At 69.8% G+C, this 26,162-nt stretch carries 25 protein-coding genes and 3 tRNA genes; 16 read left to right on the plus strand and 12 right to left on the minus strand.

Annotation, left to right across the window (positions count from 1 at the left end):
* Positions 1–46 precede the first annotated feature (46 nt).
* The 3 genes from BR31_RS0115235 to BR31_RS0115245 all read right to left on the minus strand — a co-directional run bounded on the left by BR31_RS0115235 (position 47) and on the right by BR31_RS0115245 (position 1,059).
* A tRNA-Arg gene (locus BR31_RS0115235) sits at positions 47–119 on the minus strand.
* A gap of 35 nt (positions 120–154) precedes the next feature.
* A tRNA-Ser gene (locus tag BR31_RS0115240) sits at positions 155–246 on the minus strand.
* 84 nt (positions 247–330) lie between these two features.
* Entirely contained in the window at positions 331–1,059 is a 729-nt protein-coding gene (locus BR31_RS0115245; RefSeq protein WP_027501710.1) for a dienelactone hydrolase family protein, read from the minus strand.
* Positions 1,060–1,174: 115 nt separating this feature from the next.
* Here BR31_RS0115245 and hisC point away from each other — a divergent pair, with 115 nt between their 5' ends.
* Positions 1,175–2,266: a histidinol-phosphate transaminase gene (gene hisC / locus BR31_RS0115250; protein WP_027501711.1), complete on the plus strand. Its 1,092-nt coding sequence runs from the start codon at positions 1,175–1,177 to the stop codon at positions 2,264–2,266.
* A 61-nt stretch (positions 2,267–2,327) separates the two neighbouring features.
* Here hisC and BR31_RS0115255 read toward each other — a convergent pair.
* The 3 genes from BR31_RS0115255 to BR31_RS0115265 form a co-directional block, all read right to left on the minus strand.
* Positions 2,328–2,415, minus strand: a tRNA-Ser gene (locus tag BR31_RS0115255).
* A 52-nt stretch (positions 2,416–2,467) separates the two neighbouring features.
* Positions 2,468–2,902, minus strand: coding sequence for a MarR family winged helix-turn-helix transcriptional regulator (locus BR31_RS0115260; RefSeq protein WP_051637454.1), 435 nt, complete (start codon positions 2,900–2,902; stop codon positions 2,468–2,470).
* Between the two features lie 121 nt (positions 2,903–3,023).
* Positions 3,024–4,187: an alpha-hydroxy-acid oxidizing protein gene (locus BR31_RS0115265; RefSeq protein WP_081830505.1), complete on the minus strand. Its 1,164-nt coding sequence runs from the start codon at positions 4,185–4,187 to the stop codon at positions 3,024–3,026.
* A 119-nt stretch (positions 4,188–4,306) separates the two neighbouring features.
* Here BR31_RS0115265 and BR31_RS0115270 point away from each other — a divergent pair, with 119 nt between their 5' ends.
* On the plus strand, positions 4,307–5,293 hold the full coding sequence (locus tag BR31_RS0115270; RefSeq protein WP_027501714.1) for an NAD(P)H-quinone oxidoreductase: 987 nt from the start codon (positions 4,307–4,309) through the stop codon (positions 5,291–5,293).
* A 6-nt stretch (positions 5,294–5,299) separates the two neighbouring features.
* Here the strand turns inward: BR31_RS0115270 and BR31_RS0115275 are convergent, their stop codons facing one another.
* Positions 5,300–6,502: a cysteine desulfurase-like protein gene (locus BR31_RS0115275; RefSeq protein WP_027501715.1), complete on the minus strand. Its 1,203-nt coding sequence runs from the start codon at positions 6,500–6,502 to the stop codon at positions 5,300–5,302.
* Between the two features lie 182 nt (positions 6,503–6,684).
* On the opposite strand from BR31_RS0115275, the gene BR31_RS0115280 reads away from it, so the two are divergent.
* The 4 genes from BR31_RS0115280 to glfT1 are packed head-to-tail and all read left to right on the plus strand — an operon-like array spanning position 6,685 to position 9,915.
* On the plus strand, positions 6,685–7,269 hold the full coding sequence (locus tag BR31_RS0115280) for a bacterial proteasome activator family protein (RefSeq protein ID WP_027501716.1): 585 nt from the start codon (positions 6,685–6,687) through the stop codon (positions 7,267–7,269).
* A 49-nt stretch (positions 7,270–7,318) separates the two neighbouring features.
* Positions 7,319–8,194 carry a galactan export ABC transporter permease subunit Wzm/RfbD gene (gene wzm / locus BR31_RS0115285; protein ID WP_027501717.1) on the plus strand — a complete coding sequence of 292 codons (876 nt, stop codon included), beginning with the start codon at positions 7,319–7,321 and terminating at the stop codon, positions 8,192–8,194.
* 15 nt (positions 8,195–8,209) lie between these two features.
* The gene (gene wzt, locus BR31_RS0115290; RefSeq protein ID WP_027501718.1) at positions 8,210–9,031 is read left to right on the plus strand and encodes a galactan export ABC transporter ATP-binding subunit Wzt/RfbE; all 822 of its coding nucleotides are present in this window, start codon (positions 8,210–8,212) and stop codon (positions 9,029–9,031) included.
* Positions 9,028–9,915, plus strand: coding sequence for a galactofuranosyltransferase GlfT1 (gene glfT1 / locus BR31_RS0115295; protein ID WP_027501719.1), 888 nt, complete (start codon positions 9,028–9,030; stop codon positions 9,913–9,915). Before wzt ends, glfT1 begins: the two co-directional genes overlap by 4 nt.
* 69 nt (positions 9,916–9,984) lie before the next feature.
* On the opposite strand, the gene BR31_RS28845 is transcribed toward glfT1, so the two are convergent.
* Positions 9,985–11,835: a glycosyltransferase gene (locus BR31_RS28845; RefSeq protein WP_051637455.1), complete on the minus strand. Its 1,851-nt coding sequence runs from the start codon at positions 11,833–11,835 to the stop codon at positions 9,985–9,987.
* A 133-nt stretch (positions 11,836–11,968) separates the two neighbouring features.
* Between BR31_RS28845 and BR31_RS28850 the strand changes: the two genes are divergently transcribed.
* From BR31_RS28850 to BR31_RS0115320, 4 genes are all read left to right on the plus strand, one after another.
* Positions 11,969–14,194 (plus strand): membrane protein, encoded by a 2,226-nt coding sequence (locus BR31_RS28850; RefSeq protein ID WP_037176804.1) that lies wholly within the window; start codon positions 11,969–11,971, stop codon positions 14,192–14,194.
* Between the two features lie 24 nt (positions 14,195–14,218).
* Positions 14,219–15,877: a glycosyltransferase family 39 protein gene (locus BR31_RS0115310; protein ID WP_081830504.1), complete on the plus strand. Its 1,659-nt coding sequence runs from the start codon at positions 14,219–14,221 to the stop codon at positions 15,875–15,877.
* 130 nt (positions 15,878–16,007) lie between these two features.
* Complete coding sequence (locus BR31_RS28855) at positions 16,008–17,015, plus strand: glycosyltransferase (RefSeq protein WP_051637461.1); 1,008 nt, start codon at positions 16,008–16,010, stop codon at positions 17,013–17,015.
* Position 17,016: 1 nt separating this feature from the next.
* Positions 17,017–17,949 (plus strand): NAD-dependent epimerase/dehydratase family protein, encoded by a 933-nt coding sequence (locus BR31_RS0115320; RefSeq protein ID WP_027501721.1) that lies wholly within the window; start codon positions 17,017–17,019, stop codon positions 17,947–17,949.
* Between the two features lie 5 nt (positions 17,950–17,954).
* Here the strand turns inward: BR31_RS0115320 and rfbB are convergent, their stop codons facing one another.
* Positions 17,955–18,980 carry a dTDP-glucose 4,6-dehydratase gene (gene rfbB / locus BR31_RS0115325; protein WP_027501722.1) on the minus strand — a complete coding sequence of 342 codons (1,026 nt, stop codon included), beginning with the start codon at positions 18,978–18,980 and terminating at the stop codon, positions 17,955–17,957.
* Between the two features lie 62 nt (positions 18,981–19,042).
* Between rfbB and rfbA the strand changes: the two genes are divergently transcribed.
* Genes rfbA through BR31_RS0115345 form a run of 4 tightly spaced genes read left to right on the plus strand, consistent with a single transcriptional unit; the run spans position 19,043 to position 21,897 of the window.
* The gene (gene rfbA, locus BR31_RS0115330) at positions 19,043–19,918 is read left to right on the plus strand and encodes a glucose-1-phosphate thymidylyltransferase RfbA (protein ID WP_027501723.1); all 876 of its coding nucleotides are present in this window, start codon (positions 19,043–19,045) and stop codon (positions 19,916–19,918) included.
* A gap of 3 nt (positions 19,919–19,921) precedes the next feature.
* Complete coding sequence (locus tag BR31_RS0115335; RefSeq protein ID WP_027501724.1) at positions 19,922–20,527, plus strand: dTDP-4-dehydrorhamnose 3,5-epimerase family protein; 606 nt, start codon at positions 19,922–19,924, stop codon at positions 20,525–20,527.
* Positions 20,528–20,575: 48 nt separating this feature from the next.
* Positions 20,576–21,070, plus strand: a complete 495-nt coding sequence (locus tag BR31_RS0115340; RefSeq protein WP_051637462.1) for a GtrA family protein — start codon at positions 20,576–20,578, stop codon at positions 21,068–21,070.
* The gene (locus BR31_RS0115345; protein WP_027501726.1) at positions 21,067–21,897 is read left to right on the plus strand and encodes a glycosyltransferase family 2 protein; all 831 of its coding nucleotides are present in this window, start codon (positions 21,067–21,069) and stop codon (positions 21,895–21,897) included. The genes BR31_RS0115340 and BR31_RS0115345 overlap by 4 nt, the downstream gene beginning before the upstream one ends.
* A gap of 175 nt (positions 21,898–22,072) precedes the next feature.
* On the opposite strand, the gene BR31_RS30645 is transcribed toward BR31_RS0115345, so the two are convergent.
* Complete coding sequence (locus BR31_RS30645) at positions 22,073–22,609, minus strand: pentapeptide repeat-containing protein (RefSeq protein ID WP_051637456.1); 537 nt, start codon at positions 22,607–22,609, stop codon at positions 22,073–22,075.
* A gap of 209 nt (positions 22,610–22,818) precedes the next feature.
* On the opposite strand from BR31_RS30645, the gene BR31_RS0115355 reads away from it, so the two are divergent.
* Positions 22,819–23,997, plus strand: a complete 1,179-nt coding sequence (locus BR31_RS0115355; RefSeq protein WP_051637463.1) for a S1C family serine protease — start codon at positions 22,819–22,821, stop codon at positions 23,995–23,997.
* Positions 23,998–24,011: 14 nt separating this feature from the next.
* Here BR31_RS0115355 and BR31_RS28865 read toward each other — a convergent pair whose 3' ends face one another.
* Together BR31_RS28865 and BR31_RS0115365 are read right to left on the minus strand one after the other, a co-directional pair.
* A complete protein-coding gene (locus BR31_RS28865) occupies positions 24,012–24,902 on the minus strand; it encodes a hypothetical protein (protein ID WP_051637457.1) in 891 nt (296 codons plus the stop codon).
* A gap of 56 nt (positions 24,903–24,958) precedes the next feature.
* The gene (locus tag BR31_RS0115365; protein WP_269321354.1) at positions 24,959–25,426 is read right to left on the minus strand and encodes a GtrA family protein; all 468 of its coding nucleotides are present in this window, start codon (positions 25,424–25,426) and stop codon (positions 24,959–24,961) included.
* Positions 25,427–25,589: 163 nt separating this feature from the next.
* Between BR31_RS0115365 and BR31_RS0115370 the strand changes: the two genes are divergently transcribed.
* Positions 25,590–26,162 (plus strand): superoxide dismutase (locus BR31_RS0115370; RefSeq protein ID WP_027501729.1); only part of this gene is annotated, 573 nt, incomplete at its 3' end.

Here is a 26,162-nt window from a genome sequence, read left to right on the forward strand (position 1 = left end):
AGAAAGCCCCTCACCGGCATCTCTGTCGGTGAGGGGCTCCTCACTGTGCGCCCGAAGGGATTCGAACCCCTAACCTCTTGATCCGTAGTCAAGTGCTCTATCCGTTGAGCTACGGGCGCATGTCTTCAGTTGTGCTGGCCTACGAGCACCAGCGTGGCGGAAGCGAGAGGATTTGAACCTCCGGTCCCCTTTGAGGAGGACAACTCATTAGCAGTGAGTCCCATTCGGCCGCTCTGGCACGCTTCCTAGGCTCAGGTCCTTTCGGAACCGCCGGATGGAAAGATTACACAGGCACGGCGTAGGGCGCAAAACGGCCGGTCACAGCGATTTCTAGCGCAGATTGCCATCGAACCAGTCGAAGATCCGGCGCTGCGCATCCATCATTGCCTGCGCGGCCGGATCGTTGTCATCGCCGTCCACCGGGAACTCCGGCGGTTCGTCCGCTCGATGCTCGAGACCGCTGTAGCTGACCACGAGGGTCGCGACCTCCGCGCGCGCGATCGCGTCCCGCAGTCGTTCGACCTCCGCGCGCGGCGTGCCGGGGTCGTCCTCCCCGTACAGCCCCAGCCACGGCGCCTGCAGTTTCGGGGCCGCCTCCACCAGAGCCGGGGCACCTTCGGCGAGCGGGTTGACGATGCCCCGCGCGGACACGCTGACCGCGGCGCCGACCGGTCTGGACGTCGCGACGAGCAGGGCGGCCGTGCCCGCGTCGTCGAAGCCGAGCACCCCGACGCAGTCCGGGTACACCCCGCGCGCGGTGAGCCAATCGAAGGCCGCGTCGAAGTCGGCGAACAGGTTGTCCCCGAACACCTCGGCGGTGCTGTGCTGCGGCTCCCGGTGAAACAGGTGCGGGGCCACGGTCAGCCAGCCCTCGGCCGCGAGCGAGCGCATGAGAGCGAGCAGGCTGTCGGTGAACTCCCGCGATTCGTGCAGGACCACGATGCCGCCACGGGCGGGTCCGTCCGGTTCGACGGCCGTCAGGGGGACTCGAACGGGGGGCTCGTCCGGATGCTCCCCAAGGGCGCGCAGCACCGCGCTGTCCGTGAAGATTCCCGACATACGTATACCTTGGCACGCTCACGGCCCACCCGTTCAAGATTCTTTTCGCCGGTCACCGCATTCTTTTTCGCCGCACCCGCCACGCCCGATCGGATGCGGCGCATAATGTCGATCCATGACCGTGCGCACCCGCCCCGACCTCTCGAGAATCGCCCCCTACGTGCCGGGACGCAACTTTCCCGGCGCGATCAAACTGGCGAGTAACGAGACCACCGCCGGTCCGCTGCCCAGCGTGATGGAGGCGATCGCCGAGGCCGCGGCCGGCGCCAATCGCTACCCGGACAACGGCTCGGTCGCCGTGCGCGACGCGCTGGCCGCCAAGCTCGGCGTGAGCGCCGACCGGATCACCACCGGCTGCGGATCGGTCGGCATCTGCCTCGAACTGGTGCAGGCGACCTCGGGGCCGGGCGACGAGGTGATCTACGCGTGGCGCTCGTTCGAGGCCTATCCCGTGGTGGTCAAGGTGGCGGGCGCCACCCCCGTCGAGGTCCCGCTGACCGCCGACTACGAACACGACCTCGACGCCATGCTCGCGGCCATCACCGACCGCACCCGGCTGATCTTCATCTGCAACCCGAACAACCCGACCGGGACGGTGCTCGACGCGGAGGCCCTCACGCGGTTCCTCGACGCGGTCCCGCCGCACATCCTCGTCGCACTGGACGAGGCCTACTTCGAGTACGTGCGACCCGAGGCGGGCGCCGAGGCCGCGCCCGACGGCGTGGCCCTTGCCGAGGGACGGCCGAATGTCGTTGTACTGCGGACCTTCTCGAAGGCCTACGGCCTGGCCGGCCTGAGGATCGGGTACGCGATCGGCGACCCGGAGATCATCGCCGCCCTGTTCAAGGTTCACCTGCCCTTCGCGGTCACCAGCGTCGCCCAGGCCGCCGCGGTCGCCTCGCTCGCCGCCGACGCGGAACTGCTCGCCCGCACCGACGGGGTGGTCGCCGAGAGGACACGGGTACGGGACGCACTGATCGCGGGCGGATACGACGTGCCACCGACCTCCGCCAACTTCCTCTGGCTCCCGCTCGGCGAACATGCGACGGCGTTCGGCGAGGCGGGCGTCGCCGCGAAGGTGCTGACCCGACCGTTCGCAGGGGACGGGGTTCGCGTCACCATCGGCGACCCCGACGAGAACGACACCTTCCTGGCGTTCGCCCTCGGGGCCGGACTGCCGATCTGGAAGGCCTCCCAGCAGGACTGAGGTCTCCATACCACGCACAACGGCTCCGACCAGGGCACACCTGGTCGGAGCCGTTTCTGCTTGGCGGAAGCGGAGGGATTTGAACCCCCGGTCGCTCTCACGACGCTCGCTTTCAAGGCGAGTGCATTCGGCCGCTCTGCCACGCTTCCATCGCAGATCCTAACGGCACCCCCGGTTCCCGGCGGAATCCACCGCGCCGGATCAGCCCGCCGATCGCTCCCCGATGGCCGTGTTCACCTTGGTGAACACCCTCTCGACGCTCGTCAGCTCGTCCGCGTCCAGGAGATCGACGAGATAGCGACGCACCCCGCTGACGTGCGTCGGGGCTGCCTCCTCGAGCCGTCGCCGCCCCTCCTCGGTGAGGATCGCCAGCACCCCCCTGCCGTCGTCGAGGCAGGTGTTCCTGGTGACCATCCCGTCCGCCTCCATCCGACGGATCTGGTGGGTCAGCTTGCTGCGCGAGGAGATCACGCCGTCCGCGAGATCGCTCATCCGGACCGACCCGTCCGGCGACTCGGACAGCATCACGAGAATGCGATAGTCGGCCGTGGTGAGCCCGTGCCGGTCCTGTAACTCCCGGTTGAGTAATCCCATCAGCCGCTGGGAGCCGTCGATGAAGGCGCGCCAGGCGGCCATCTCCGCGTCATCGAGCCAGCGAGGGGCCTCGCCCTCAGAACCGTCGATCTGTGTTGTCACACAACCATTCTAGTTGCCTGCGCTCATGATTCATACCGCTCGGTATGAAAGCGGCGTCGCCTCAGCCGGAGACGGCGCGCAGCGCGGAGGTGTCGATCTCGGCAACGCAGGCGAACCCGGCCAATCCGAGCGTCAGGTCGAAATCCGCCAGCAGAATTCGCAGCGCGTGCCGGGCACCCGCCTTGCCCGCGAGGCCGAGCCCGTACACCCAGGGCCTGCCGTAGAGCACCGCGTCCGCACCGAGCGCCAACGCCGTGAGCACATCAGCACCGCACCGAATTCCCGAGTCCAGCAACACATCCGCATGGTCGCCCACCGCCGCGGCCACCGGCGCGAGGGCATCGAGCGCGGCGATCGCACCGTCCACCTGCCTGCCGCCGTGGTTGCTCACCACGACGCCAGCCGCGCCCGCGTCGACCACCGCCCTCGCGTCGTCCGGGTGCAGGATGCCCTTGACCGCGATCGGCAGGTCCGTCCACTCCCGCAGCCGGGTCACGTCCGCCGGCCGCAGGGTGTGGTTCCCGAACATCGACACCCAGGTCAGCACGGCCATCTGCATCGCCTCGGCGCTGTCCTCCGGCGCACCGGGGAGCCGGGATCGGAAAACAGGGTCGGTGAGATAGTTCGCGATCCCCTTGCCCTGCAGGAACGGCAGATGACCCAGCTCGAGATCTCGTGGGCGCCATCCCATTCCCGGAGTGTCGGCGGTGAGCACGATCGCCTTCGCGCCCGCCGCCTCGGCCCGGCGCACGAGCGACTGCGCCACCTCGTCGTCGGACGGCCAGTACAGCTGGTACCACCAGTTCTCGCCGGACACCGCCCCGACCTGCTCGATGGGGGTGGACGACGCCGTGGACAGCACCGAACCGATCCCGAGCTCGTCTGCGGCCTCGCCGACCGCGAGCTCTGCGTTCGGGTGCACCAGTTCGAGGACCCCGACGGGCGCGGTCAGCACCGGCGCGGCCAGCCTGGTGCCGAGCACCTCCACGCTCAGGTCCCGCGCGTCCGGGGCCGCGGTCCCCCGCAGCATCCGGGGCACGATCGAGTGCCGCTCGAATGCGGCCAGGTTCGCGGCGGCGGTCCGCTCGCTCGACGCGCTGCCCGCGATGTAGGCGAACGCCTCCGGCGACAGCGTGGTCGAGGCCAGCTCCTCGAGCCCGGCCGCGGTCATCGGCAGCTCGGGCCTGGCGCCGCCGACCCCGGACAGGTAGATCTCGTTCTGCATGTTGCCGAAGTAGGTCACCCGCGTGACGCTAGCGGGTCCCGGCCCCCGACGGGAGGGGGTGGCGCATCGGTTCGGCCGCTCCCGCGACAGCGGGGCGGCCGCGGGGCTAGCGTCGTCCCATGCGCGCCATCACCGTGACCGGCCCCGGCGGACCCGAGGTGCTCGACTGGACCGAGGTCCCCGATCCGCGGCCGGGGCAGGGCCAGGTCCTCATCGACGTCGCGGCGACGGCCGTCAACCGCGCCGATCTGTTGCAGCGGGAGGGCCTGTATCCCCCGCCGCCGGGGGCCAGCGAGATCCTCGGGCTCGAATGTTCGGGCACCATCGCCGAACTCGGCGACGGCGTGCGCGGGTGGGCGGTCGGCGACCCGGTGTGCGCGCTGCTCTCCGGCGGCGGTTACGCGCAGCGCGTTGCGGTCCCGGCGACCCAGCTCCTGCCGGTGCCCGACGGCCTGGACCTGATCGCGGCTGCGGCGCTGCCCGAGGTGGCCTGCACGGTGTGGTCGAACCTGGTGATGATCGCCGGCCTACAGGCGGGACAGGTGGTGTTGATCCACGGCGGAGGGGGCGGCATCGGCACCCACGCGATCCAGGTGGCCGCCGCCCTCGGCGCCACCGTCGCCGCGACGGCCGGCTCCGAGCACAAGCTGGCTGTGTGCCGTCGACTCGGCGCGTCGATCACCGTCAACTATCGCGAGGACGACTTCGTGGCCGCGCTGTCCGAGACCCCTCGCGGCGGCGCCGACCTGATCCTCGACAACATGGGCGGCGCCTACCTCGGCCGCAACATCGACGCCCTGGCCAAGGACGGCCAGCTCTGCGTCATCGGCATGCAGGGCGGCCGGGTCGGTGAGCTGGACCTGGGCAAGCTGCTCGCCAAGCGGGGCCGGGTGTTCGCGACGGGCCTGCGCGGCAGGCCGGAGACCGGCCGCTCGAGCAAGGCCGCCATCGTCGCCGCGGTCACCGAACGCCTCTGGCCCATGGTCGCGGACGGCGCCGTCCGGCCGGTGGTGCACGCGGAGCTGCCGATCACCGAGGCCGCGCGGGCCCATGCCCTGCTGGATGCGCCCGAGACCGTCGGCAAGGTCGTGCTGACGCTCGGGTGAGGCCGATCAGCCGAGGGCGGCGACGGCGCGCACGAGCTGATCGATCTCGTATCGGGTCGTGTAGGGCGCCAGGCCGATCGTCACGGCGCCGCCCTCGTCGCTGACCCCGAGCGAGTCCAGCAGCCTGCTGCCGCCGCGCTCGCCGACGAGCGTCCCGATCCGGCGCTCGGCGAAGTGCAGCGACACCTTCTCCGCTGGCACCCCGGCGACCGTGAAGCTGATGGTCGGCACCCGACTGTGCGAGGTGCCGATCAGCATCACCTGGGGCAGCCGGCGCAGAGACGCCATCAGGTAGTCGAAGATCCGGTCGTGGTAGTCCTGCAGCGAACTGATCGAGGTCTCCAGTCGCTCCCTGCGGCTGCCGCGGGCGGTCTCGTCCAGCCCGGCCAGATAGTCGATCGAGGCCGTCAGCCCGGCGAGCAGGGCGTACTGGTGCCCGCCCATCTCCAGCCGCTCCGGCCCGGTGGCGTACGGGTTCAACGAGATCGCGGGGATCTTGTCGAGCAGTGCGGGTTCGCGGAAGATCAGGGCGCCGATCTGCGGGCCGCCCCAGCTCGGCGCGTTCACCGCGAGCACGTCGGCGCCCATCTCGTGGATGTCGACGTGTGCGTAGGGCGCCGCCGCGACGGCGTCGGCGACCAGCAGGCCGCCGACCTCGTGGATCCGGTCCGCGGCCACCCGCACGTCCGGCGCCGACCCGACGATCGGGGAGGCCGCGGTCAGCGCGACCAGTCGCGTCGTCGGCCCGATCAGCTCGGCGAACTGCCAGCTGGGCAGGTCACAGGTGTCGATCTCGACCTCGGCCCAACGAACCTGCGCGCCATAGCGATTCGCCACCCGCAACCAGGGCGCGACGTTGGCCTCCTCGTCGAGCCGGGAGAGCACAACCCCGGTGCCGAGGCCGAGCCTCGAGCTGAGCGCCTCGGCCAGCCACGCCAACAGCACGGCCCGGTCCTGGCCGAGCACCACGCCCGCCGGGTCGCCGCCGACCAGATCGGCGACGGCCTCACGGGCCGCATCGAGGGTCGCGGCGCTGCGCCGCGCGGAGACGTGCCTGCCGGCGTGGGAGGCCGCGGAACCACGGAAGGCGGTCGACACCGCGGTGGACACCGAATCCGGGTGCTGCATGCCGGCCTGAGGATCGAGGTGGATCCAACCGTCTCCGAGCGAAGGGATAAGTCCCCGCACCCGGGCGACGTCGTATGCCATGCCCGACAGCCTAGGACCTAATTTCGAATCGGTGCGATGGGGATGGCCGGATTGTGAGGCGTCACAGTATCTGTAACTGCATACAACACAAACTTTTCCGAGTCCGGCGCCGCGCACCGAAACCCGCGCATCGTTCGCCGTAGGCCGATGCGCGGGATCCGCTCCTGATACAAGATGGAGCCATGACGCAACCGGACAATGAGCAGGTGGTCGTGATCGGACCCGATGGGCAACCCATGATGGTCGCCGCCGCAGGCCTCCCCGGTGTCGGATCGGGGCCGGGCGAGACCGGCTTCGCGGGCGGCGGGCGCGCCAACGGGGAGAACGGGGAGTCGATCGCGGACATGGTCGAACAGCCGGCCAAGGTGATGCGGATCGGCACCATGATCAAGCAACTCCTCGAGGAGGTCCGCGCGGCACCGCTCGACGACGCCAGCAGGAACCGGCTCAAGGAGATCCACAAATCCTCGATCCGTGAGCTCGAGCAGGGCCTCGCCCCCGAACTCCGCGACGAGCTCGAACGGCTGACCCTGCCGTTCACCGACGACACCGTGCCGTCCGACGCGGAACTGCGGATCGCGCAGGCGCAGCTCGTCGGCTGGCTCGAGGGCCTGTTCCACGGCATCCAGACCGCGCTGTTCGCCCAGCAGATGGCGGCGCGATCCCAGCTCGAGCAGATCCGTCAGAGCGCGCTCCCACCAGGCATGACCGCAGGCCACGGGCACCAGAATCCGCAGCAGGGCTCGGGTACCGGCCAGTACCTCTAGCCGTGGCGGCTGGTCGGCCGCACGCGGCCGACCAGTAGGCTCGGTCTCCGTGTCAGCATCCGCCCCAGAATCCGAGGCATTGGCCACCGAGGTCCCCCCGGTCTCCGACTCGCAGACCCTCCGTCGCGCGTTCAAGGACCTGCGGGACGGATTCGCGCAGCGCGAGCTGTGGCTGAGCCTCGGTTGGCAGGACATCAAGCAGCGCTACCGCCGCTCGGTGATCGGTCCGTTCTGGATCACCATCGCCACCGGCGTGCAGGCCACCGCCATCGGCATCCTGTACGCGGCGCTGCTCGACATCCCCCTCGCCGAGTTCCTGCCCTACGTGACGGTCGGCCTGATCGTGTGGAACCTGATCAACGCCTCGATCATCGAGGGGTCCGAGGTCTTCATCGCGAACGAGGGCCTGATCAAACAGCTGCCGTCGGCGTTGAGCGTGCACATCTACCGCCTGGTGTGGCGGCAGCTGCTGTTCTTCGCACACAACCTGGTCATCTACGTGATCATGGTCGTCGCGTTCGGGGTGTGGCGAGACCTGAGCTGGGCATCGCTCGCGGCGATCCCGGCGGTGGCCCTGCTCGTGCTCAACGCGGTGTGGGTGTCGATCGTCTTCGGCATCTTCGCCACCCGCTACCGCGACATCGCCCCGATCCTGTCGTCGATGACCCTGCTGCTGTTCGTGCTGACGCCGATCATGTGGACCACACAGAGCCTCGTCGCGCAGGGCGGCGCGGTCGCCGATCGCGCGAGGATCGCCGAACTCAACCCGCTCTACCACTACCTCGAAATCGTCCGCGCGCCGATGATCGGGCAGCCCCAGCAGCTGTACCACTGGTACATCGTGCTCGGCATCACCGTGGTCGGCTGGGCGCTGGCGCTCGTGGCACTGCGCAAGTACCGGGCCCGCGTGCCCTACTGGGTTTAGGGAGAGCGGTCACAGATGACTAAGCACGTCAGCATCGACACGCACAACGCGTGCGTCGACTTCCCGATCTTCGACGCCAAGTCGCGGTCGCTGAAGAAGGCGTTCCTCGGCAAGGCCGGCGGCGCGATCGGCCGAAACGACTCCGACGTCGTTGTGGTCGAGGCCCTGCGCGACATCACCCTCTCGCTCAAGGAGGGCGACCGGATCGGACTGGTCGGCCACAACGGTGCCGGCAAGTCCACGCTGCTGCGGCTGCTGTCCGGCATCTACGAGCCGTCGCGCGGCAGCGCCAGGATCCGCGGGCGGGTGGCGCCGGTGTTCGACCTCGGCGTCGGCATGGACCCCGAGATCTCCGGCTACGAGAACATCATCATCCGCGGCCTCTTCCTGGGCCAGACCCGCAAGCAGATGCTGGCGAAGATGGACGAGATCGCCGAGTTCACCGAGCTGGGCGAGTACCTGTCCATGCCGCTGCGCACGTACTCGACGGGCATGCGGGTGCGGGTCGCGATGGGCGTGGTGACCAGCATCGACCCGGAGATCCTGCTGCTCGACGAGGGCATCGGCGCGGTCGACGCGGAGTTCATGAAGAAGGCGCGGGTGCGGCTGCAGGCGCTGGTCGAGCGCTCCGGCATCCTGGTCTTCGCGAGCCATTCCAACGAGTTCCTCGCCCAACTGTGCGACACGGCGATGTGGATCGACCACGGCCAGGTGCGCATGCACGGCGAGATCGAGGACGTCGTGCGCGCCTACGAGGGCGACGACGCCGCCGACCACGTGCGGCACGTCATCGCCGAGATGGAGCGCGAGCAGGCCGAACCGGGGCACACCCGGTGACCGAACGGATCATCGGCGTTGTGGTCACCCACAAGCGTCGCGAGCTGCTCGCCGAGTCGCTGAAGGTGCTCGCCACCCAGTCCCGCCCGCTGGATCACCTCGTGGTGGTCGACAACGCCGACGAGGAGGAGGTGCGCGCACTCGTCGAGGGTGCGGGCGTGCCGGCCACCTACCTGGGCTCCAAGCACAACCTCGGAGGTGCGGGCGGGTTCGCGCTCGGCATGCTGTACGCGCTGTCCCTCGGCGCCGACTGGCTCTGGCTGGCCGACGACGACGGCCGCCCGGAGGGACCCGAGGTCCTCGCCACCCTGCTCGACTGCGCCACCCGGCACGGACTGTCCGAGGTCTCCCCCGTGGTGTGCGACATCGACGAGCCCGACCGACTGGCGTTCCCGCTGCGTCGCGGCGTCGAGTGGCGGCGACTGCGATCGGAACTCGGCACCGAGGACCTGCTTCCTGGAATCGCCTCCCTGTTCAACGGCGCGCTGTTCTCCGCAGCCGCGGTCGACGCGGTCGGGGTCCCGGACCTGCGCCTGTTCGTCCGCGGCGACGAGGTGGAGGTGCACCGCCGCCTGGTCCGCTCCGGGCTGGCGTTCGGCACCTGCCTGCAGACCGCCTATGTGCACCCCAACGGGGCGGAGGAGTTCAAGCCGATCCTCGGCGGCCGGATGCACACCCAGTACCCGGACAACGAGACGAAGCGGTTCTACACCTATCGCAACCGCGGGTACCTGCTCTCGCAGCCGGGCATGCGGCGGCTGCTGCCGCAGGAGTGGCTGCGCTTCGGCTGGTTCTTCCTGGTCGACCGCAGGGACCCGGCCGGCCTGCGCGACTGGGTGCGGCTGCGCAAGATGGGCAGGCAGGAACGCTTCGAGCGGCACTGACGGCCCACCGGCCCCGGTCGGGGCGTCCCCGTGCGGTCCGACCGCACGGGGACGACTCCTGGCCTCGGCCTACTGCTCGTAGAGGCGTTCCCAGTTCGCGCGGCTGGTCAGCTGCGGGGCGGCGTCGCGGTACTGGCGGGAGACGGCGGCACCGTCCTCACGCAGGCGCCGCAGCACCCTGACCGTCCGCCGCAGCAGCGCGATCGCCTTGCCCTTGTCCCGCTGACGGATTCGCACCCCGGACTGCGAGGCGTCGGTGACCACCACGTGGTCGAACAGCGAGATGTGCCACCAGTGCGCATCCTCGCGCGGAACGTTGACCAGTCCGTGCTGGGTACGGCCGAACCACTGGTCGATGGCCCGCTTGACCAAGATCAGCCGCATGGCGCTCGGCTCGCCGCCCGAGCGCCTGGTGGTGAGGTCCGCGGACCGCACCGGCGCGGTGGCCGCGTCGTGCTTGACCGTCTCCGGGTAGTCGGCCCGCTCCGCGCGGATCGCGGCCATCGCCTCGATGCCGCCGTCCTGCAACACCTTCGGGCCCTCGAGGAAGTCCTCGATACCGCGCAGCGTGGTCGCCGCGAGACCGTACTGCATGCCGACGAGGTACTCGCTGATCTGCCGGAAGAACTGCCGCCCCAGCCGCTTGGTGTCCAGGTCGCTGTGCAGCGCGCCGACGATCAGGGAATTGCGGGTGCTGAAGTAGCGCGCCCAGTCGTCGAAGTCCTTCCAGTAGAAGTCCGCGTGCCAGACCGCCGCGTTCGGCAGGGTGACGGTGACGAACCCGGCCTCCCGGGCGCGGACCCCGTACTCGACGTCGTCCCACTGGAAGAAGATCGGGATGGGGAGGCCGACCTTCGCGACCACCTCGGCCGGGATCAGACACGTCCACCAGGCGTTGTATCCGGCGTCGACCCGGCGCTCCTGGTTCTTCTTCAGCATGCTCGTGTTGCGCAGCGCCTTCGGCACCCTCTGCCCGTGCTGCAGGGTGCCGAGATCGACATCCTCCGCGCCGACGTTCAGGTAGTCCGGGTTGAGCAGGAACAGCATCTGGGCACCGACGAGGGTGGGCTCGACGGTGACGTTCGCGAAGGCGTTGAGCCGCAGCACGGTTTCCGGCTCGCACAGGATGTCGTCGTCCATCAGGATCACGTCGGCATGCCCGTCGGTCGCGGAGACCTCGTAGAGACCGCGGGTGAAGCCGCCCGCGCCGCCGAGGTTGGGCTGCCGCAGGTAGTGCAGCTTGTCGCCGAACCTGGGCGCGACCTCGCCGTACAGCTCCCGGTCCCGGACCAGGTCGGTCCCCTGGTCGACGACGTAGACGGCGTCGATGACCTCGAGCACGCGGTCGTCGGAGGCCAGCGCCGCGACCGTCTTCGCGCAGTCGTCGGCGCGGTTGAACGTGCAGATCGCGATCGCGACAGGGCGGACGGTCTCGGGCGCGGCCGCGGTCCACTCGAGCCGGTCCACGGTCAGCGGGGCGTCCAGCGCGTCGATCTCCACCCAGAGGGCGCCGCCGTCGACGAACTTGTCCAGCGGTGAGGAGAGTTCGACCGTTTCGTCGCCGGATCCGGCGACGGCACCCACGATCCGGCGGTGCCCGGCGATGTCGGAGGCGACCAGGCGGACCCGGAACCGGCCGGAGCCTGCCGCCCGCAGGCTGACCCGCACCTCGGTGACCGTGGTCCAGCGCTGCCAGTAGCTGGCCGCGAACCGTCCGAAGTAGGTGTTGGTGTGGGCGCGCGCCCCCGCGTCCAGGCGCAACGTGTGGCGTTCCCGATCGCCGGAGCCCTTGCGGAACGCGACATAGAGGTCGTCGTTGACGATCGGCGACATGCCGACGAAGACGCCGCGCTGCACGAGCAGCCGCGGCTCGACCTCGGCCGCCGGGGCCCCGGACTCAAGGAATTCGGGCTTGTTCATCCAACCGCCAACTCTCGATCGTGTCGCCAATGTCCACCCGCAGGGTATCCCGACGTGCAGTTGACCGACGAAACCACCGAGGCCGACCTCGGTTAATGTCACTGGGCACCCGACCGCGCTATCTGGAGTTCTCGTGACACTCGAACCGCCCGTATCCACCCGGAGCACCCGATGGGCATGGGGGGCCGTGGTCGCGGGCGTGATCTTCCTCGGGTTCGTCCTGATCCTGAGCGTCGACCCCCGGTACTTCTACGTCGACGACACCGAGTCGGGCGCGGTCGGCAACTGGATCCAGCTCGGTCACCTGATGCGGGAGGGTCAGTGGTTCCCGACGCTGGTGCTCGACCAGTGGATGGCGGGCAACTACCCGGTCGAGGGCCAGGGCGGCCTGTGGAACCCCGTCCAGATGGCGATCAACTACGCGGCGCCGTCGGTGGACAACCTCGCCCTGCTGGCGACGGCGGTCAAGCTCGGGTTCTCGATCGTCCTCGGCTGGGGCGTCTACCGGGTGGCGATGGAGTACGGCGCCCGCCCGGCCTGGGCCGCGGTCGCGGGCGCGGCCGCCCCGTTCGGGGGCTTCACCCTGTACTTCGAGGACCCGTCCTGGGTCACCTCGCTGATCGGCATGGCGTGGGTGGTGCAGGCCTGGGCCAGCGGGGTCCGGTACGCGCGCGGCCGGTCCGGGCCGCTGCCCCTGTTCGCGTTCCTCTATCTCGCGATCAGTGTCGGCTACGCGCACTCCGCGCTGATGGCGGGCGTGCTGATCGGCTGCCTGATGATCGGCGAATACCTGTTCCAGCGACGCTGGCAACCGTCGCTGCTGCTCGGCGGCGTCGGCGTCGCCGCGGCGGCCTGCGGTGCCGTCACCTTCCTGCCCGGGATGCTGTCCTCGTCCGTGACCTGGCGCACCGGCGAGGAGGGCGCACTCAACGACAACTTCCTCACCGCGCCCTGGTCGGAGACGCTCACCGCGAGCATCCCGTCGTCCGTGTCGAGCATCGAGTCCTGGACCGGGGAGACGACCACCGCGCCGATCACCTACATCGCCTGGTTCGCGATCCCGGCGCTCGCGTTCATCGCGTGGCGCAAGGCCCAGCCCGCGCTGCGGGAGTTCTCAGGCGCGATCCTGCTGCTGGCCTTCATCCTGCTGTTCACCGCGGGACCGAGCGACATCGGGCAGATCCGCTGGCCGGCGCGGCTGCTGCCGTTCGTGGCCGTGATCTCCCTCGTGCTGCTGGCCGCGCTGCTGAGCCGATACGGCACCACTCGCCCACTGCGCCCCCGGCTGGTGGCGGCCGGGTTGCTGATCGTGGTGCTGGTGCTGCGCGCGAGCTCGTCGGGGCCCCAGTACTTCGGGCGCCACGTCATGTGGGGCGCGCTGATCGCGATCTTCGGCGCCCTGGCCCTGTACCTGGCCAAGAGGTTCGGCGATCGCGCGGTCGCCGCGCTGCTGATCGCGACGATCCTGCCGATCGCGGTCTACCAGGTGTCCAACTATCCGCAGGCCCTGAACAAGTGGTACCTGCCGACCTCGCAGTCCGAGGCCAAGGAGGGGTTCCCCGACTTCGAGGGCACCACCCTGCAGCTCGGCAACCGCAGCCTGATCCGGATCGACGCGGAATCCACGGAACTGCCCTGGCAGTCGCAGGTGTACGGCAACTACGCCAAGGACCTGGACCTGACCTACGTCAACGCGTACACACCGGTCGGGCATCGATGGTTCTCCGGGATGCTGTGCATGGAATTCGACGGGTCGACCTGCCCCGATGCGCTCGAGAACGTGCTCACGGTCGATCCCTACACCGGCAGGAGTTTCGCCGATCTGATGCTCGTCGATCGGATCGTGCTGCAGGACAAGCAGTACCCCGACGCCGCGGACAACCCGCCCCCGGCCGGATGGACCTGGGTGAGCGTGCCCGAGCCGGCCGCGAGCCAGGTGCACGTGCTCGAGCGGGTCGACGGTCCGGTGTCCACCCAGGCCGGGCGGGTGAGCGCCGCGGTCGGGACCGAGGTCGTGCCCGAATCGGCCGAGGTGAACTCCGAGCGGCTCCGCGTCACCGCCCCCGACGGCGGCAGCGTGGTCTTCGCCCGTCTGGCCTGGCCGGGGTACACGGCCACCCTGAACGGCGCCCCGCTGCAGACCAAGGGTCTCGGCGATATGTTCCTGATGGTCGACCTGCCGCCCGGCACCGACGACGCCGAGCTGGTGATCGACTTCCGGCCGCCGGGGCAGCGACTTGGTTTCGCGGCCGCCGGGTTCGGGCTCGTGCTGATCGTCATACTCACGGGGCTGTACTACCGCGGTCGTCGCACCTCCCGCACCGACGCCCCGGTGGATGCGAACACCAGCGAGACCTAGGCGGGCGGACCGGAAAGGTTGCCGATGAGTCCAACGCACTCCCCCGACGTCGTGGCGACGCCGGGGAGCGACTCGCTGCTCCCCGGTGACGGCGGGGCGGCGCGCCGGAGCCGGGTCGCCTCGGTGTTGCTCGTCGCGGCGGGACTGCTCGGGGTGCTCGTGCCGCTGACCATGGCTGCGGTGACCGGCGGCCTGTCCATTCCGCACAACGACGCGTGGTCGTACAGCCGGATCGCGCAGACGTTCGGAAGCACCGGGGGCATCGAACTGCTCGGCTGGAACCGTTCGGCGCTGTTCGGGCAGTTCATCGTGCTGGGTCCGCTGGCCCGCTGGCTGGTCGCCCAGCATCTCTTCGTGGCCCTGCTGGGTGTGGTCGCGCTCGCGGCGGTCTACGACCTGGTGGTCCCGTCCGCGGGTCGGGCCCGTGCCGCCCTCGCCGTGCTGATCGTCGCGATCTGGCCTGGATTCGGGCTGCTGACCACCAGTTTCATGCTCGACGTGCCCGCGATGGCGGCGATCATGGTCTGCCTCGCCGTCGGCCGACGGGCACTGCGGAGCGGGTCGCTGGTGCTGCTGGCGGTGTCGATGGCCGTCGGATTCTGGGGCTTCACCATCCGGGAGCAGGCGCTCGCCGCACCGGTGACGGTGTTGGCGGTCGCCGCGGCGACCGCCTGGCGCTCGCGGCGCAGGCGTGACTGGATCGTGGTGGCGGGTGCCTGCGCGATCCTGCTCACCGTGGTCGTGGGGTTCGAGCTGTGGCGCCAGTCCTTCGGCGCCGGCGACCCACCGGTGCTGGCCGTGCCGGAGAGCCTGGCAAAGACCGGCGGCAACATCCTGGTCCAGGGCTATTTCGTGCTGGCGTTGGGCGCGGCGCCCGCGGTGCTGCTGGTCGCGCGGCCGTGGCGCTGGGGCCGGGGCGCCCTCCTCGCCGCCGCCGCGGCCGCGGTGGTCGCGGTCGCGGCGGTGTACCGCTACGGCACCGAGAGCTTCTTCGTCGGCAATTACCTCGACCCCTCCGGGCCGTACTGGGCCGCGGGCCACGGCCGTCCCGCCGCGATCTTCCCCACCGGCGTGTGGTGGCTCATCGTGGCGCTCGCCTGCGGTTCGGGTGTGCTGCTCGCCGGGATCCTTGCGCGACAGCTCCGCCGGGTCGACCCGGTGCTGGGCACGTTCAGTGCGCTGATGGTGCTCGGCAATCTCGCGACCGCGCTGACCGGGCAGAACCTGTTCGACCGCTACTGGCTGCTGCTGTTGCCGCCGCTGCTGGCGATCGTCCTGGCCGAACGGACCTCCGGCTCGTCGGAGCCCCAACGGCGCCCGGCCGCCGCCCGCGTCGCCGAACGGCTGCCCGCGGCGGCCGCGCTCGCCGGGTTGGCCGTCGTCTCGCTGATGATCACCGCCGCCGGTCTCGCCTACGACTCCGCCCGCTGGGACGCGGCGGAAGACCTGGTGGCGACGGGCGTCCCGGCCGTCGACGTCGACGCCGGGCTGGAATGGAACGGCTATCACTCGGCCGTCGGCATGTCGCCGCCCGGTTCGTGGATCTTCCCCGGCAACCGCTCCTGCTACCTGGTGAGCGCCGTGCCGCGTCCGGGCCAGGACGCCGCGACGGTCTCGACCTACCGACCCCTCCTCGTCGCGGGCACCGCCCGGTTGTGGGTCTACGGCGACGATTGCCCGTAGGCCCGACGACGGCAGGAGCCGTCACACGGGGGCGGCGAACTCACGGCGTGGGCGGAGGCCGTGGTCGTCCCGAGTAAACTCCCAGCCCGTGACCTCCGATGACGCCCGACCCTCGGCTGCTCCGCACCGGATCTCGGTCGTGGTGCCGGTGTACCAGGGCGCCCAGACGCTCCGCGCGCTGATCGACGAGATCCTGCCGTGGACGACGACCCGCCTCACCCCGGCGGGCCGGCCGATGCTGGTCGAGGAGGTCCTGCTCGTCTTCGACCACGGCCCCGACGACTCGGCCGAGGTCATCCGGCAGCTGGCGGCCGAACACGACTTCGTCAGGCCGATCTGGCTGAGCCGGAACTTCGGACAGCATCCCGCGACCCTGGCGGGCATGGCCTCGAGCGGGGGCGAGTGGATCGTCACCATGGACGAGGACGGTCAGCACGACCCCGCCGCGATCGGCGGGCTGCTCGACACCGCACTCGACGAGCAGGCCACCGTCGTCTACGCGAGACCGACGAACGCCGCGCCGCACGGGATGCTGCGCAACGCCGCCTCCCGCGGCTCGAAGTGGCTCATCGCGCGCGCTCTCTCCGGCGACAACACCCGCAGCTTCCAGAGCTTCCGGCTCGTCCTCGGCGAGGTCGGCCGCTCGGTGGCCGCGTATGCGGGCTCCGAGGCCTACCTCGACGTCGCGCTCGGCTGGATCGCGGGCGACGTGACCACCAGCCCGGTGGAGCTTCGCGCCGAGCACGGCCGCCGCTCCGGCTATCACCTGCGCAGCCTGCTCTCCCACTTCTGGCGCATGGTCCTCTCCAGCGGGACCAAGGGCCTGCGCATGGTCAGCTTCATCGGGGTGCTGTTCGCCGTGCTCGGCCTCGCGCTGGTGCTGTACGTGCTGGTGTCCTATCTGTTCTTCGATGTCCACAGCGAGGTTCGGGGCTGGGCATCGACGATGGTGATCCTGCTGTTCGGTATGGGTGCGATCCTGTTCTCCCTCGGGGTGATCGCCGAGTACATCGGGGTCAATGTCAAGACCGCGATGGGCAAGCCGCCCTACCTGATCGTCGGTGATCCGGCGGCGGGCCCGCTCGGACGCGTCGAGCCGGTACCGCACGAACATCGAACCGACCCAGCGGGCGCCTGACTTGGGCACCCCGACCTGGGTCGTAGGCGGCGGCGGACTGCTCGGCAGCGCCGTCACCGGCGAGCTCGGGCGGCGGGGCCTTCGGGTCGAGACCAGCCGGATCCCGTGGCACGACGGCGACCTCGCCAGGAGGGTGCTCTTCGCGGAGGCACGCCGGGTGATCGACACGGCCGAGGGTGGACCGTGGCGGCTCGTCTGGTGCGCCGGGATCGGCGTGAACGGCACCACGTCCGAGGAGTTCGCCGCGGAGAACGCCGTCCTGTCCGACGTGCTGGACGAGATCGGCAGGATCACCCGCGGCTCCGCGGGACCGGGCGTGGTCCTGCACGCCTCCTCGGCCGGCGGGGTGTACGCCGGCTCATCCGGGGCGCCGTTCACGGAGGACACCGACCCGGTGCCGCTCGGCGACTACGGCCGCGCGAAGCTGGCGGCGGAGCAGTTGATGTACCGCTTCGGCGCCGACACGGGGTCGTCCGTCGTCGTGGGGCGGTTCGCCAACCTGTACGGGCCCGGCCAGAACCTGACCAAGCCGCAGGGACTGATCTCGCACCTGTGCCGCGGCTACCTGATGTCGGCACCGATCTCGATCTACGTACCGATGGACACGATGCGCGACTACCTGTTCGTGACCGACGCGGCCGCGATGGTCGCCGACGCCCTCGACCTCGCGCAGTCCAGGACTGGCGAGCGGGTCACCAAGATCTTCGCCTCGGGCCAGAGCACCACCATCGGCGCCCTGCTCGGCGCCTGCCGGACCGTGTTCCGCCGCAAGCCGACCGTCGTGCTCGCGTCGTCGCCGCTCGCGAACGTCCAGGCCGGTGACCTGCGGTTGCGCTCGACCGTCTGGACGGAACTGGATCGACGGCCGTACCGGACCCTGCCCGCGGGGATCGCCGCCACCCTGGAGGCGACCCGGCGGTCACTGGGCCGGTAGTCCGGTCAGCTCGCCGAGTCGGCCGATCCCAGCACGGTCTCGCCCGCCGCGGCGTAGGCGCGTTCCGTGGCGTCCTTCTGCGGACGCCACCACTGCTCGTTGTCGCGGTACCAGTCGACGGTGGCGGCCAGGCCGGAGCGGAAGTCCCGGTATCGCGGTTGCCAGCCGAGCTCGGTGCGCAGCCGGGTGGCGTCGATGGCGTACCGCATGTCGTGGCCAGGCCGGTCGGTGACCGCGTCGAAATCGTCCGGATCCTTGCCGAGCAACTCCAGGATGGTCCGGACGACCGTGCGGTTGTCGACCTCGCCGTCCGCGCCGATCAGGTAGGTCTCCCCCGGCGTGCCGCGCTCGATGATCGTCCACACGGCGCGGTTGTGGTCGTCGACATGGATCCAGTCCCTGACGTTGAGGCCCTGACCGTAGAGCTTCGGCCGGACACCGTCGAGGACGTTCGTGATCTGCCGCGGGATGAACTTCTCCACGTGCTGGTACGGCCCGTAGTTGTTCGAGCAGTTCGAGATGGTCGCGGAGATGCCGAACGAGCGGGCCCAGGCGCGCACCAGCAGGTCGCTCGACGCCTTCGTCGAGGAGTACGGGCTCGACGGGTTGTACGGGGTGGCCTCGGTGAACCGGGCCGGGTCGTCGAGTTCCAGGTCGCCGTACACCTCGTCGGTGGAGATGTGGTGGTAGCGCACGCCGTGCTTGCGGATGGCCTCCAGCAGCGTGAAGGTGCCGATCACGTTGGTCCGCACGAACGGGGACGGATCGTTGAGGGAGTTGTCGTTGTGCGACTCCGCGGCGAAGTGGACGACGAGGTCCGTCCCGGCGATCAGCCGGTCGACCAGGTCGGCATCGGCGATGTCGCCCTGGACGAACTCGATCCGGTCCCGGACCGGCGCCAACGATTCGACGTTGCCCGCGTAGGTCAGCGCGTCGAGGACGGTCACCTCCACATCGGGCCGCTCGTCGACGGTCTGCTGGACGAAGTTGGCGCCGATGAATCCAGCGCCGCCGGTCACGAGTAGCTTCACGATCCGCACGATACCGGTGGCCGGAGTTTGCGAGGGAACCGAACACTGGAACACTGCCCGCTATGCGCGGAATCATTCTGGCCGGTGGAACAGGGTCTCGGCTGCATCCGATCACGCTCGGGGTCAGCAAGCAGCTGGTGCCCGTGTTCGACAAGCCGATGATCTATTACCCGCTGTCGACGCTGATGCTGGCCGGCATCCGCGACATCCTGGTGATCACCACCCCCGAGGACGCCGAACAGTTCCAGCGACTCCTCGGGGACGGATCCCGCTTCGGCGTCTCCCTGACCTACCAGGTGCAGGCCGAGCCCAACGGGCTCGCACAGGCCTTCGTGCTCGGCGCCGAGCACATCGGTTCGGACTCCGCCGCGCTCGTGCTCGGCGACAACATCTTCTACGGACCCGGTCTCGGCACCCGGCTGACGCGCTTCGAGCAGATCGAGGGCGGCGCGGTGTTCGCGTACTGGGTCGCCGACCCGACCGCATACGGCGTGATCGAGTTCGACGGCGACGGTCGCGCGATCTCGCTGGAGGAGAAGCCCCAGCAGCCACGCTCCAACTACGCGGTGCCCGGTCTCTACTTCTACGACAACGACGTGGTGTCGATCGCTCGCGACCTGTCGCCGTCGGCACGCGGCGAGTACGAGATCACCGACGTCAACCGCGCCTATCTCGAGGCGGGTCGGCTGCAGGTCGAGGTCTTGCCGCGCGGCACCGCCTGGCTGGACACCGGTACCTTCGACTCGCTGCTCGACGCCTCGAACTACGTACGCACCATCGAGGAGCGACAGGGCCTGAAGATCGGCGCGCCGGAGGAGGTGGCCTGGCGGCGGGGCTTCATCACCGACGACGAGCTCCGGGTGCGGGCCGAGTCACTCGTCAAATCCGGTTACGGCAACTATCTCCTCGGTCTGCTCGACCGCGGCAAGGAATGGTGAGGAATGCAGTTTCGCGAACTGAAAGTGCCCGGCGCCTGGGAGTTCACCCCGCAGCAGTTCGGTGACGACCGCGGCGTGTTCCTGGAGTGGTTCCGGGACCCGACGTTCACCGAGGCCACCGGCCGCACCCTCGACCTGCAGCAGGCCAACTGCTCGGTGTCCGCGGCTGGCGTGCTGCGGGGCGTCCACTTCGCGGACGTGCCGCCCGGTCAGGCCAAGTACGTGACCTGCGTCCGGGGCGCGGTCCTCGACGTCGCGGTGGACCTGCGGGTCGGGTCGCCGACGTTCGGGGTGTGGGACGCGGTCCTGCTCGACGATGTCGACCGCCGCGCGGTGTTCCTGAGCGAGGGTCTCGGTCATGCGTTCCTCTCGCTCGAGGACGACTCCACCGTCGTCTACCTGTGCTCGACCGGGTACGCGCCGGGCCGCGAGCACGGCATCGATCCGCTCGACGCCGAGGTCGGCATCGACTGGCCAACCACGGGCCGGGACGGGACCGCGCTCGAGTTCGGGCTCTCCGAGAAGGACGCGGCCGCGCCGTCGCTCGCCGCGGCACTCGAGTCCGGGCTGCTGCCGCGGTTCGGGGCCGGTGCACCACCCCTCGGGTAGGGTGCACCGGGCAAGCGGGCAGCACCACCAGCGATGAAGGACCACCAGTTGACCGACCGAGGTCCCCACGACCCGAGTTCGGGCACCGCCGCGGCGACCCCGCCTGCGGGGATGTCGGGCGGCGCCGGACCGCTGATGCGGCTGGTGAAGAACCAGGGACTGGCCTTCCTGCTGGTCGGCGGGTTCAACACGGCGCTGGGCACGGCCTGGTTCATCGCCTGGCAGCTCGCCGTCGGTGACCAGCTCGGCTACCACTTCGCGATCGTCGCCGGCTACCTGTGCAACGTGCTGTGTGCGTTCGCGATGTACCGCTACCTCGTGTTCCGCGTCCGCGGGCACCTGCTGCGGGACCTGTGGCGGTTCGTCGTCGTCAACTTCGGCGCCTTCGCGATCAACATGGCCCTGATGACGCTGGCGGTGTCGGTGTTCGGATTCCCGCCGATCCCGGCGCAGATCGTGATCACCGCGGTGACCGCGACCGCCAGCTTCTTCGGATATCGAGATTTCTCGTTCAGTAGAAAGAAAAGGTCTGGTTCCGCATGACGCCTCGGGTCTCCGTCGTCGTTCCGGCGTACAACAACGCCGACTACATCGCCGAAACAATCGACTCGATCCTCGGGCAGACCTTCGAGGACTTCGAGCTGATCATCGCCGATCACGCCTCGAGCGACGGCACGCTCGCCGCCCTCGCTCCCTACGCCGATGACCCCCGCGTCACGATCCTGGACACCCCTGCCGGAGGCGGCGCCAAGGCCAACTGGGACCGCGTCAGCCAGGCCGCGAGCGGCGACCTGCTCAAGCTGGTGTGCGGCGACGACACGATCTTCCCGACCTGCCTCGCCGAGCAGGTGGCCGCGTTCGACGAGCATCCGGAGACGGTGCTGGTCGCCTCGCAGCGCACCCTGGTCGACGCGGCGGGCAAGACCGTGCTCGCGGCCCGCGGACTTGCGGGCCTGTCCGGTCCGGTCAGCGGCCGGGTCGCCGCACGACGGGCGGTGACCGCGGGCGCGAACATCTTCGGTGAGCCGGGCTGCGTGCTGATGCGGCGGGCCGTACTCGAGAAGATCGGTTGGTGGGACGACGCCAACCCGTACCTGATCGACGAGGCCACCTATGTCGGCGTCGCCCTGCACGGCGACGTCGTGGCGATCCCCCGTCCGCTGGCGTCGTTCCGCATCAACGCCGGCCAGTGGAGCGTGCGACTGGCGCGCCAGCAGGCCTCCCAGGCGGCGGCGTTCCACGAGGCGCTGCGGGCGGCCGAGCCGGGACTGCTGTCCGCGATGGACGTGCGGATCGGCAACGCCAAGGCGCTGGGCACCTCGTTCATGCGCCGCGCCGTGTACATGGTGCTCAAGCGACGAATGGGCTGACCCGGCAGGCGCCAGGGCATGTCTCCTAATCCCTCTCGGATGCTCCTGGCGAGACAATCGTCGTCCGGCAAGGCGGAGGAGAAGCCGATACCGGGGTTGTATCGGCGCCGACGACAACGCCGCAGGGCGGCGATTGGACGCCAGGAGCGCCGAAATGGGGATTGGGAGACATGCCCTAGTTCCAGTTGATGCCGAGCGATCCGAAGCCGACCGATCCCAGCCCGGTGACGAAGATGCCCTCGGTGAGGATGCCGGTGTTCCCCGAACCGGTGTTGAGCGAGCCGGTGTTCAGGGACCCCATGTTGCCCGAACCGGTGTTCCCGAACCCGACGTTGTCGGAGCCGGTGTTTCCGACGCCGGTGTTGCCGGAACCGGTGTTTGCGACGCCGGTGTTGTTCGAGCCGGTGTTCCCGAAGCCGGTGTTGTGCGAGCCGGTGTTCTGAGAGCCCGTGTTCTCGGAGCCGGCGCTACCGGAGTCGAAGGTGAGCCCGACGCTGCCGAGCCCGGCGAAGCCGGTGTTCAGGCTGCCGATGGCGGGGCGGGTCAGCGAGTCCGCGAACTCGGCCAGGCCCGGCGGCGCGGCGCCGGGCGCACTCGGGCCGGTGGACGCGAATGCGATGCCGGCCGAGCCGGCCGTCACGAGCGTCGAGGCGAGGGCGATGGTCGTCGCCCGCGCGAACCGGCGCGACCTCCCCTTCGATGTGACCTCCATGGAAGTGCCCCTCCCCGGTTCGCAACGAGTGATCGTGCACGCGCCAGGGACGCTACCGCCGCAACGGCACCGAACTGTCGATATCGGCACTTTTCGGCGAGTCCCGCAGTGAGGGGGGACGCCAAACGCCCGACCGCGCCTGCGGCACCCGCGTAATCTTGAACGACCGCACCACGCCGACCAGAGTCCCCTCCGGATGCCGGGTGTACATGACCAGGACCGAGCAAGACCGGACCACCCCGCAGCGTCGCCGCGCCCGCCGCGCCCGCCGCGCGCTCGCGATCCTGGCGGTCGCGGCGGCCGTCACCGCGGGCCTGCTCGCCGGCCAGCGGCTGACGTCGGAGCCGCCGACCCTGGTGCCCGCCCCGGCGCCCTCCGGGGTCGTCGCCCCGGAAGTCGCCACCCCGCAGTCGATTCCCCCACCAGCACCGCCGCCGCCGATCCTGCTCACCCCCGAACAGATCCACCAGCGGGTGGCGCCGACGACCGTGCACCTGATCTCGCGCGTTGGCTGGCGCGAGACCGCAGGGACCGGCATCGTGCTCACCCCGGACGGCCTCGTCCTGACCAACCACCACGTCATCGACGGCGCCACCGACATCCTGGCGGTGAACCAGGGCAACGGCGCGAGCTACGACGTCGAGGTGGCCGGGTACGACCGGACCCGCGACCTCGCGGTGCTCCGACTCGCGGGCGCCACCGGGCTGCCGACGCCCGCGCTCGGCCACTCCGCCGCGGTGCGGACCGGCGATCCGGTGACCGCCATCGGCAACGCCGAGGGTGCGGGTGTCCCCCTGGCCGCAGGCGGCATCGTCACCGCCCTGAACCGCTCCGTCACCGCGCGCGACTCCGCCGACGGCTCCACTAACAAGCTGTCGGGCCTGATCGAGGTGAACGCCGACATCCGACCTGGCGACTCGGGCGGGCCGCTGGTCGACGGCACCGGGGCCGTCATCGGAGTCAGCACCGCGGGCACCGCCGTCTCGCACGACCCCGGGCCGACGCCCGCACCGCCGCGGGAGATCAAGTCGTACGCGGTCCCGATCGACGAGGCGATCACCGTGGTGGATCAGATCCGCGAGGGCCGCGGCTCGGAGACCGTGCACATCGGGCCGACGGCCCTGCTCGGCATCAGCGTCAGCGACTCCGTCACGATTCCCGGCGCCCGGGTGGTCGCGGTCAGCTACGGCACCCCAGCCGAGGAGGCCGGGCTGGTGCGCGGCGACGTGATCACGACCGTCGACGGCAAGCCGATCCGGACCGCCGCCGAGCTCACCGCGACGATGGTCGCCCGGCATCCAGGCGATCGCATCGAACTGGGATGGACCGACGCGAACGGCGGGTCGCGGGTCGCGACGATCGTGCTGACGACCGGTCCGCCGCGGTGACCTGCCCCGACGGGTCAGCCGGCGGCTTCCGAGGTCGCTCGAGATCGCGCGGACACCCGATCGAGCCGATAGTGCAGCCGCATCGCCGCCATTCGCCACATCCGTAGCACGTGGTCGGTGCGCAGGACGCCTTCACCGTCGACGTAGATGCGGAACTCCTCGCGGATCGGGACCCGCGCCGCGTAGTGACGCCCCCGCTCGAGGACGGTGACGTACGCACCGTCGGCACCGAACTCGCCGGCTGGGGACTCCAGGAGCAATGACCCGTCCTTGCCGTTCTGTGGGCGCAGGAAGACCTGGACGTTGCCCTGCTCGAGCGGGAAGCTCACGTGGATGCTGGGTCGGTCGTGTCCGGGCAGCACGACGCTGCGGTAGTACCCGCTGTACATGAAGTCGCCCGTACCGCGCAGCGTCCGCAACCAGGCCGAGCCGACGTGGTCACCGTCGCGATCAATCACTTTCGTGATCGCACTGTCCACGCCGTGCGCTACAGCGAGCGGATCCACCGGCAACGCGAGTTGCTGAACCCGCTTGCCGTACAGCCGGCCGATCATCGATCCCCCCGGCGCGAACAGCGGCGACCACTGGGTCCAGACCTCCATACGCCATTGGCTGGTGTGCTCGTAGAAGTCCCGGATCGCCGGGTCGAGGCGGCCCGGGTCGAACCCGGGTCCGGCGAGGCATCCCATGTCCGGCAGCAGTCCGGCGTCGGCATCCGCGGCGATCAGCGCTCCCCCGAGTCGCTCCGCCTCGGCCGGGAGCCAGTGGTCCCGGACTACTCCCGCTGCCGAGGTGGGCGCCGTCAGCCAGGAGTGGTCACCAGCCAGGTCGACGGGCCGCCCCACCGTGCGCCACCACAACCGAGACGCCCTGTCCGCGATCGGCCACAAACGATTGTGTTCCACCTGGACAGGCTGTCACAGCCCGCCACGAGACACCCCCGACCGACCCGCCCGACTCGCTAGTGGATCTTGAAGATGACCGCGCGCTGGACGACGAAGTTGATCACCGTCGCGGTGCCCTGCGCGATGACGAAGGCCAGCGGGACCTTCCACCACTCGTCGGGGAACACGTTGTACATCAGCGAGTTGAGGCCGACCTGCACGGCGAAGGTGATCGCGTAGAGCACCACCACCGCGATGAAGCGGGCGCGGCTCGGCTCGGCCTTGAAGGTCCAGCGCCTGTTGATCAGGTAGGCAGTGGTGGTGCCCGCGATGAAGCCGATCGACTTCGCCACGTACACGGGCAGTCCGAGCGCGAGGAAGAGCGTGTAGAGCCCGAAATCCACGACCGCGGACAGCGCACCGGTCGCGATGAAGCGCACCATCTGCGTCTTGAGGTCCACATCGGTGCCGCCCGGCTCGTCGGCGAGCGGCAGCTCGACGGGTAGCGGGAGGTGCGGCTCGGGGGCACTGGTGGTTCCGGACACGGGTAGAGGGTAGGCGACCGCGTCGCCCGTGCGCGTGTCTCACCCCGGCGGGGGTACAAAGCGCGCACCGTCCCGGCATGCGTGATGTGCCGCACAACCCCTGGACCTCCAGTGCAGTTGAGGTTGCAGGATCGGGTTCACGTCAACCGCAAAGGAGCACCTCGTGTCTGTCTACTCGCTGCCTGAACTGCCCTACGACTACGCCGCCCTCGAGCCGCACATCTCCGGCAAGATCATGGAGCTGCACCACGACAAGCACCACGCCGCCTACGTCGCAGGCGCCAACGCCGCCCTCGACAAGCTCGCCGAACTCCGCGCAGCCGACGCCGTCGCCCCCGTGGTCAACCTGCACGAGAAGAACCTCGCCTTCCACCTCGGCGGCCACACCAACCACACCGTCTTCTGGAACAACCTCAGCCCCGACGGCGGCGACAAGCCCGAAGGCGAACTCGCCGCAGCCATCGACGACCAGTTCGGCGGCTTCGACGCCTTCCGCACCCACTTCAACGCCAACGCCAACGCCATCCAGGGCTCCGGCTGGTCCATCCTCGCCTGGGACTCCATCGGCCAGCGACTGATCATCGTCCAGCTCTACGACCAGCAGGGCAACATCTCCATCGGCCTCACCCCCCTACTCATGCTCGACATGTGGGAGCACGCCTTCTACCTCGACTACCAGAACGTCAAGGGCGACTACGTCAACGCCTTCTGGAACATCGTCAACTGGAACGACGTC

The sequence above is a fragment of the Rhodococcus sp. UNC363MFTsu5.1 genome, assembly GCF_000686785.1.
Classification (GTDB): domain Bacteria; phylum Actinomycetota; class Actinomycetes; order Mycobacteriales; family Mycobacteriaceae; genus Rhodococcus_G; species Rhodococcus_G maanshanensis.

Excerpts from the sequence above, each read along its gene's own strand:
- BR31_RS0115335 (WP_027501724.1), top strand. The coding sequence starts at position 19,922 with ATGCAGTTTCGCGAACTGAAAGTGCCCGGCGCCTGGGAGTTCACCCCG.
- BR31_RS30645 (WP_051637456.1), bottom strand. The coding sequence starts at position 22,609 with ATGGAGGTCACATCGAAGGGGAGGTCGCGCCGGTTCGCGCGGGCGACG.
- BR31_RS28845 (WP_051637455.1), bottom strand. The coding sequence starts at position 11,835 with ATGAACAAGCCCGAATTCCTTGAGTCCGGGGCCCCGGCGGCCGAGGTC.
- rfbA (WP_027501723.1), top strand. The coding sequence starts at position 19,043 with ATGCGCGGAATCATTCTGGCCGGTGGAACAGGGTCTCGGCTGCATCCG.
- BR31_RS0115265 (WP_081830505.1), bottom strand. The coding sequence starts at position 4,187 with ATGCAGAACGAGATCTACCTGTCCGGGGTCGGCGGCGCCAGGCCCGAG.
- hisC (WP_027501711.1), top strand. The coding sequence starts at position 1,175 with ATGACCGTGCGCACCCGCCCCGACCTCTCGAGAATCGCCCCCTACGTG.
- BR31_RS0115280 (WP_027501716.1), top strand. The coding sequence starts at position 6,685 with ATGACGCAACCGGACAATGAGCAGGTGGTCGTGATCGGACCCGATGGG.
- BR31_RS0115275 (WP_027501715.1), bottom strand. The coding sequence starts at position 6,502 with ATGGCATACGACGTCGCCCGGGTGCGGGGACTTATCCCTTCGCTCGGA.
- wzt (WP_027501718.1), top strand. The coding sequence starts at position 8,210 with ATGACTAAGCACGTCAGCATCGACACGCACAACGCGTGCGTCGACTTC.
- BR31_RS0115355 (WP_051637463.1), top strand. The coding sequence starts at position 22,819 with ATGACCAGGACCGAGCAAGACCGGACCACCCCGCAGCGTCGCCGCGCC.
- BR31_RS0115270 (WP_027501714.1), top strand. The coding sequence starts at position 4,307 with ATGCGCGCCATCACCGTGACCGGCCCCGGCGGACCCGAGGTGCTCGAC.
- BR31_RS0115310 (WP_081830504.1), top strand. The coding sequence starts at position 14,219 with ATGAGTCCAACGCACTCCCCCGACGTCGTGGCGACGCCGGGGAGCGAC.
- BR31_RS0115345 (WP_027501726.1), top strand. The coding sequence starts at position 21,067 with ATGACGCCTCGGGTCTCCGTCGTCGTTCCGGCGTACAACAACGCCGAC.
- BR31_RS0115260 (WP_051637454.1), bottom strand. The coding sequence starts at position 2,902 with ATGGCCGCCTGGCGCGCCTTCATCGACGGCTCCCAGCGGCTGATGGGA.
- BR31_RS0115245 (WP_027501710.1), bottom strand. The coding sequence starts at position 1,059 with ATGTCGGGAATCTTCACGGACAGCGCGGTGCTGCGCGCCCTTGGGGAG.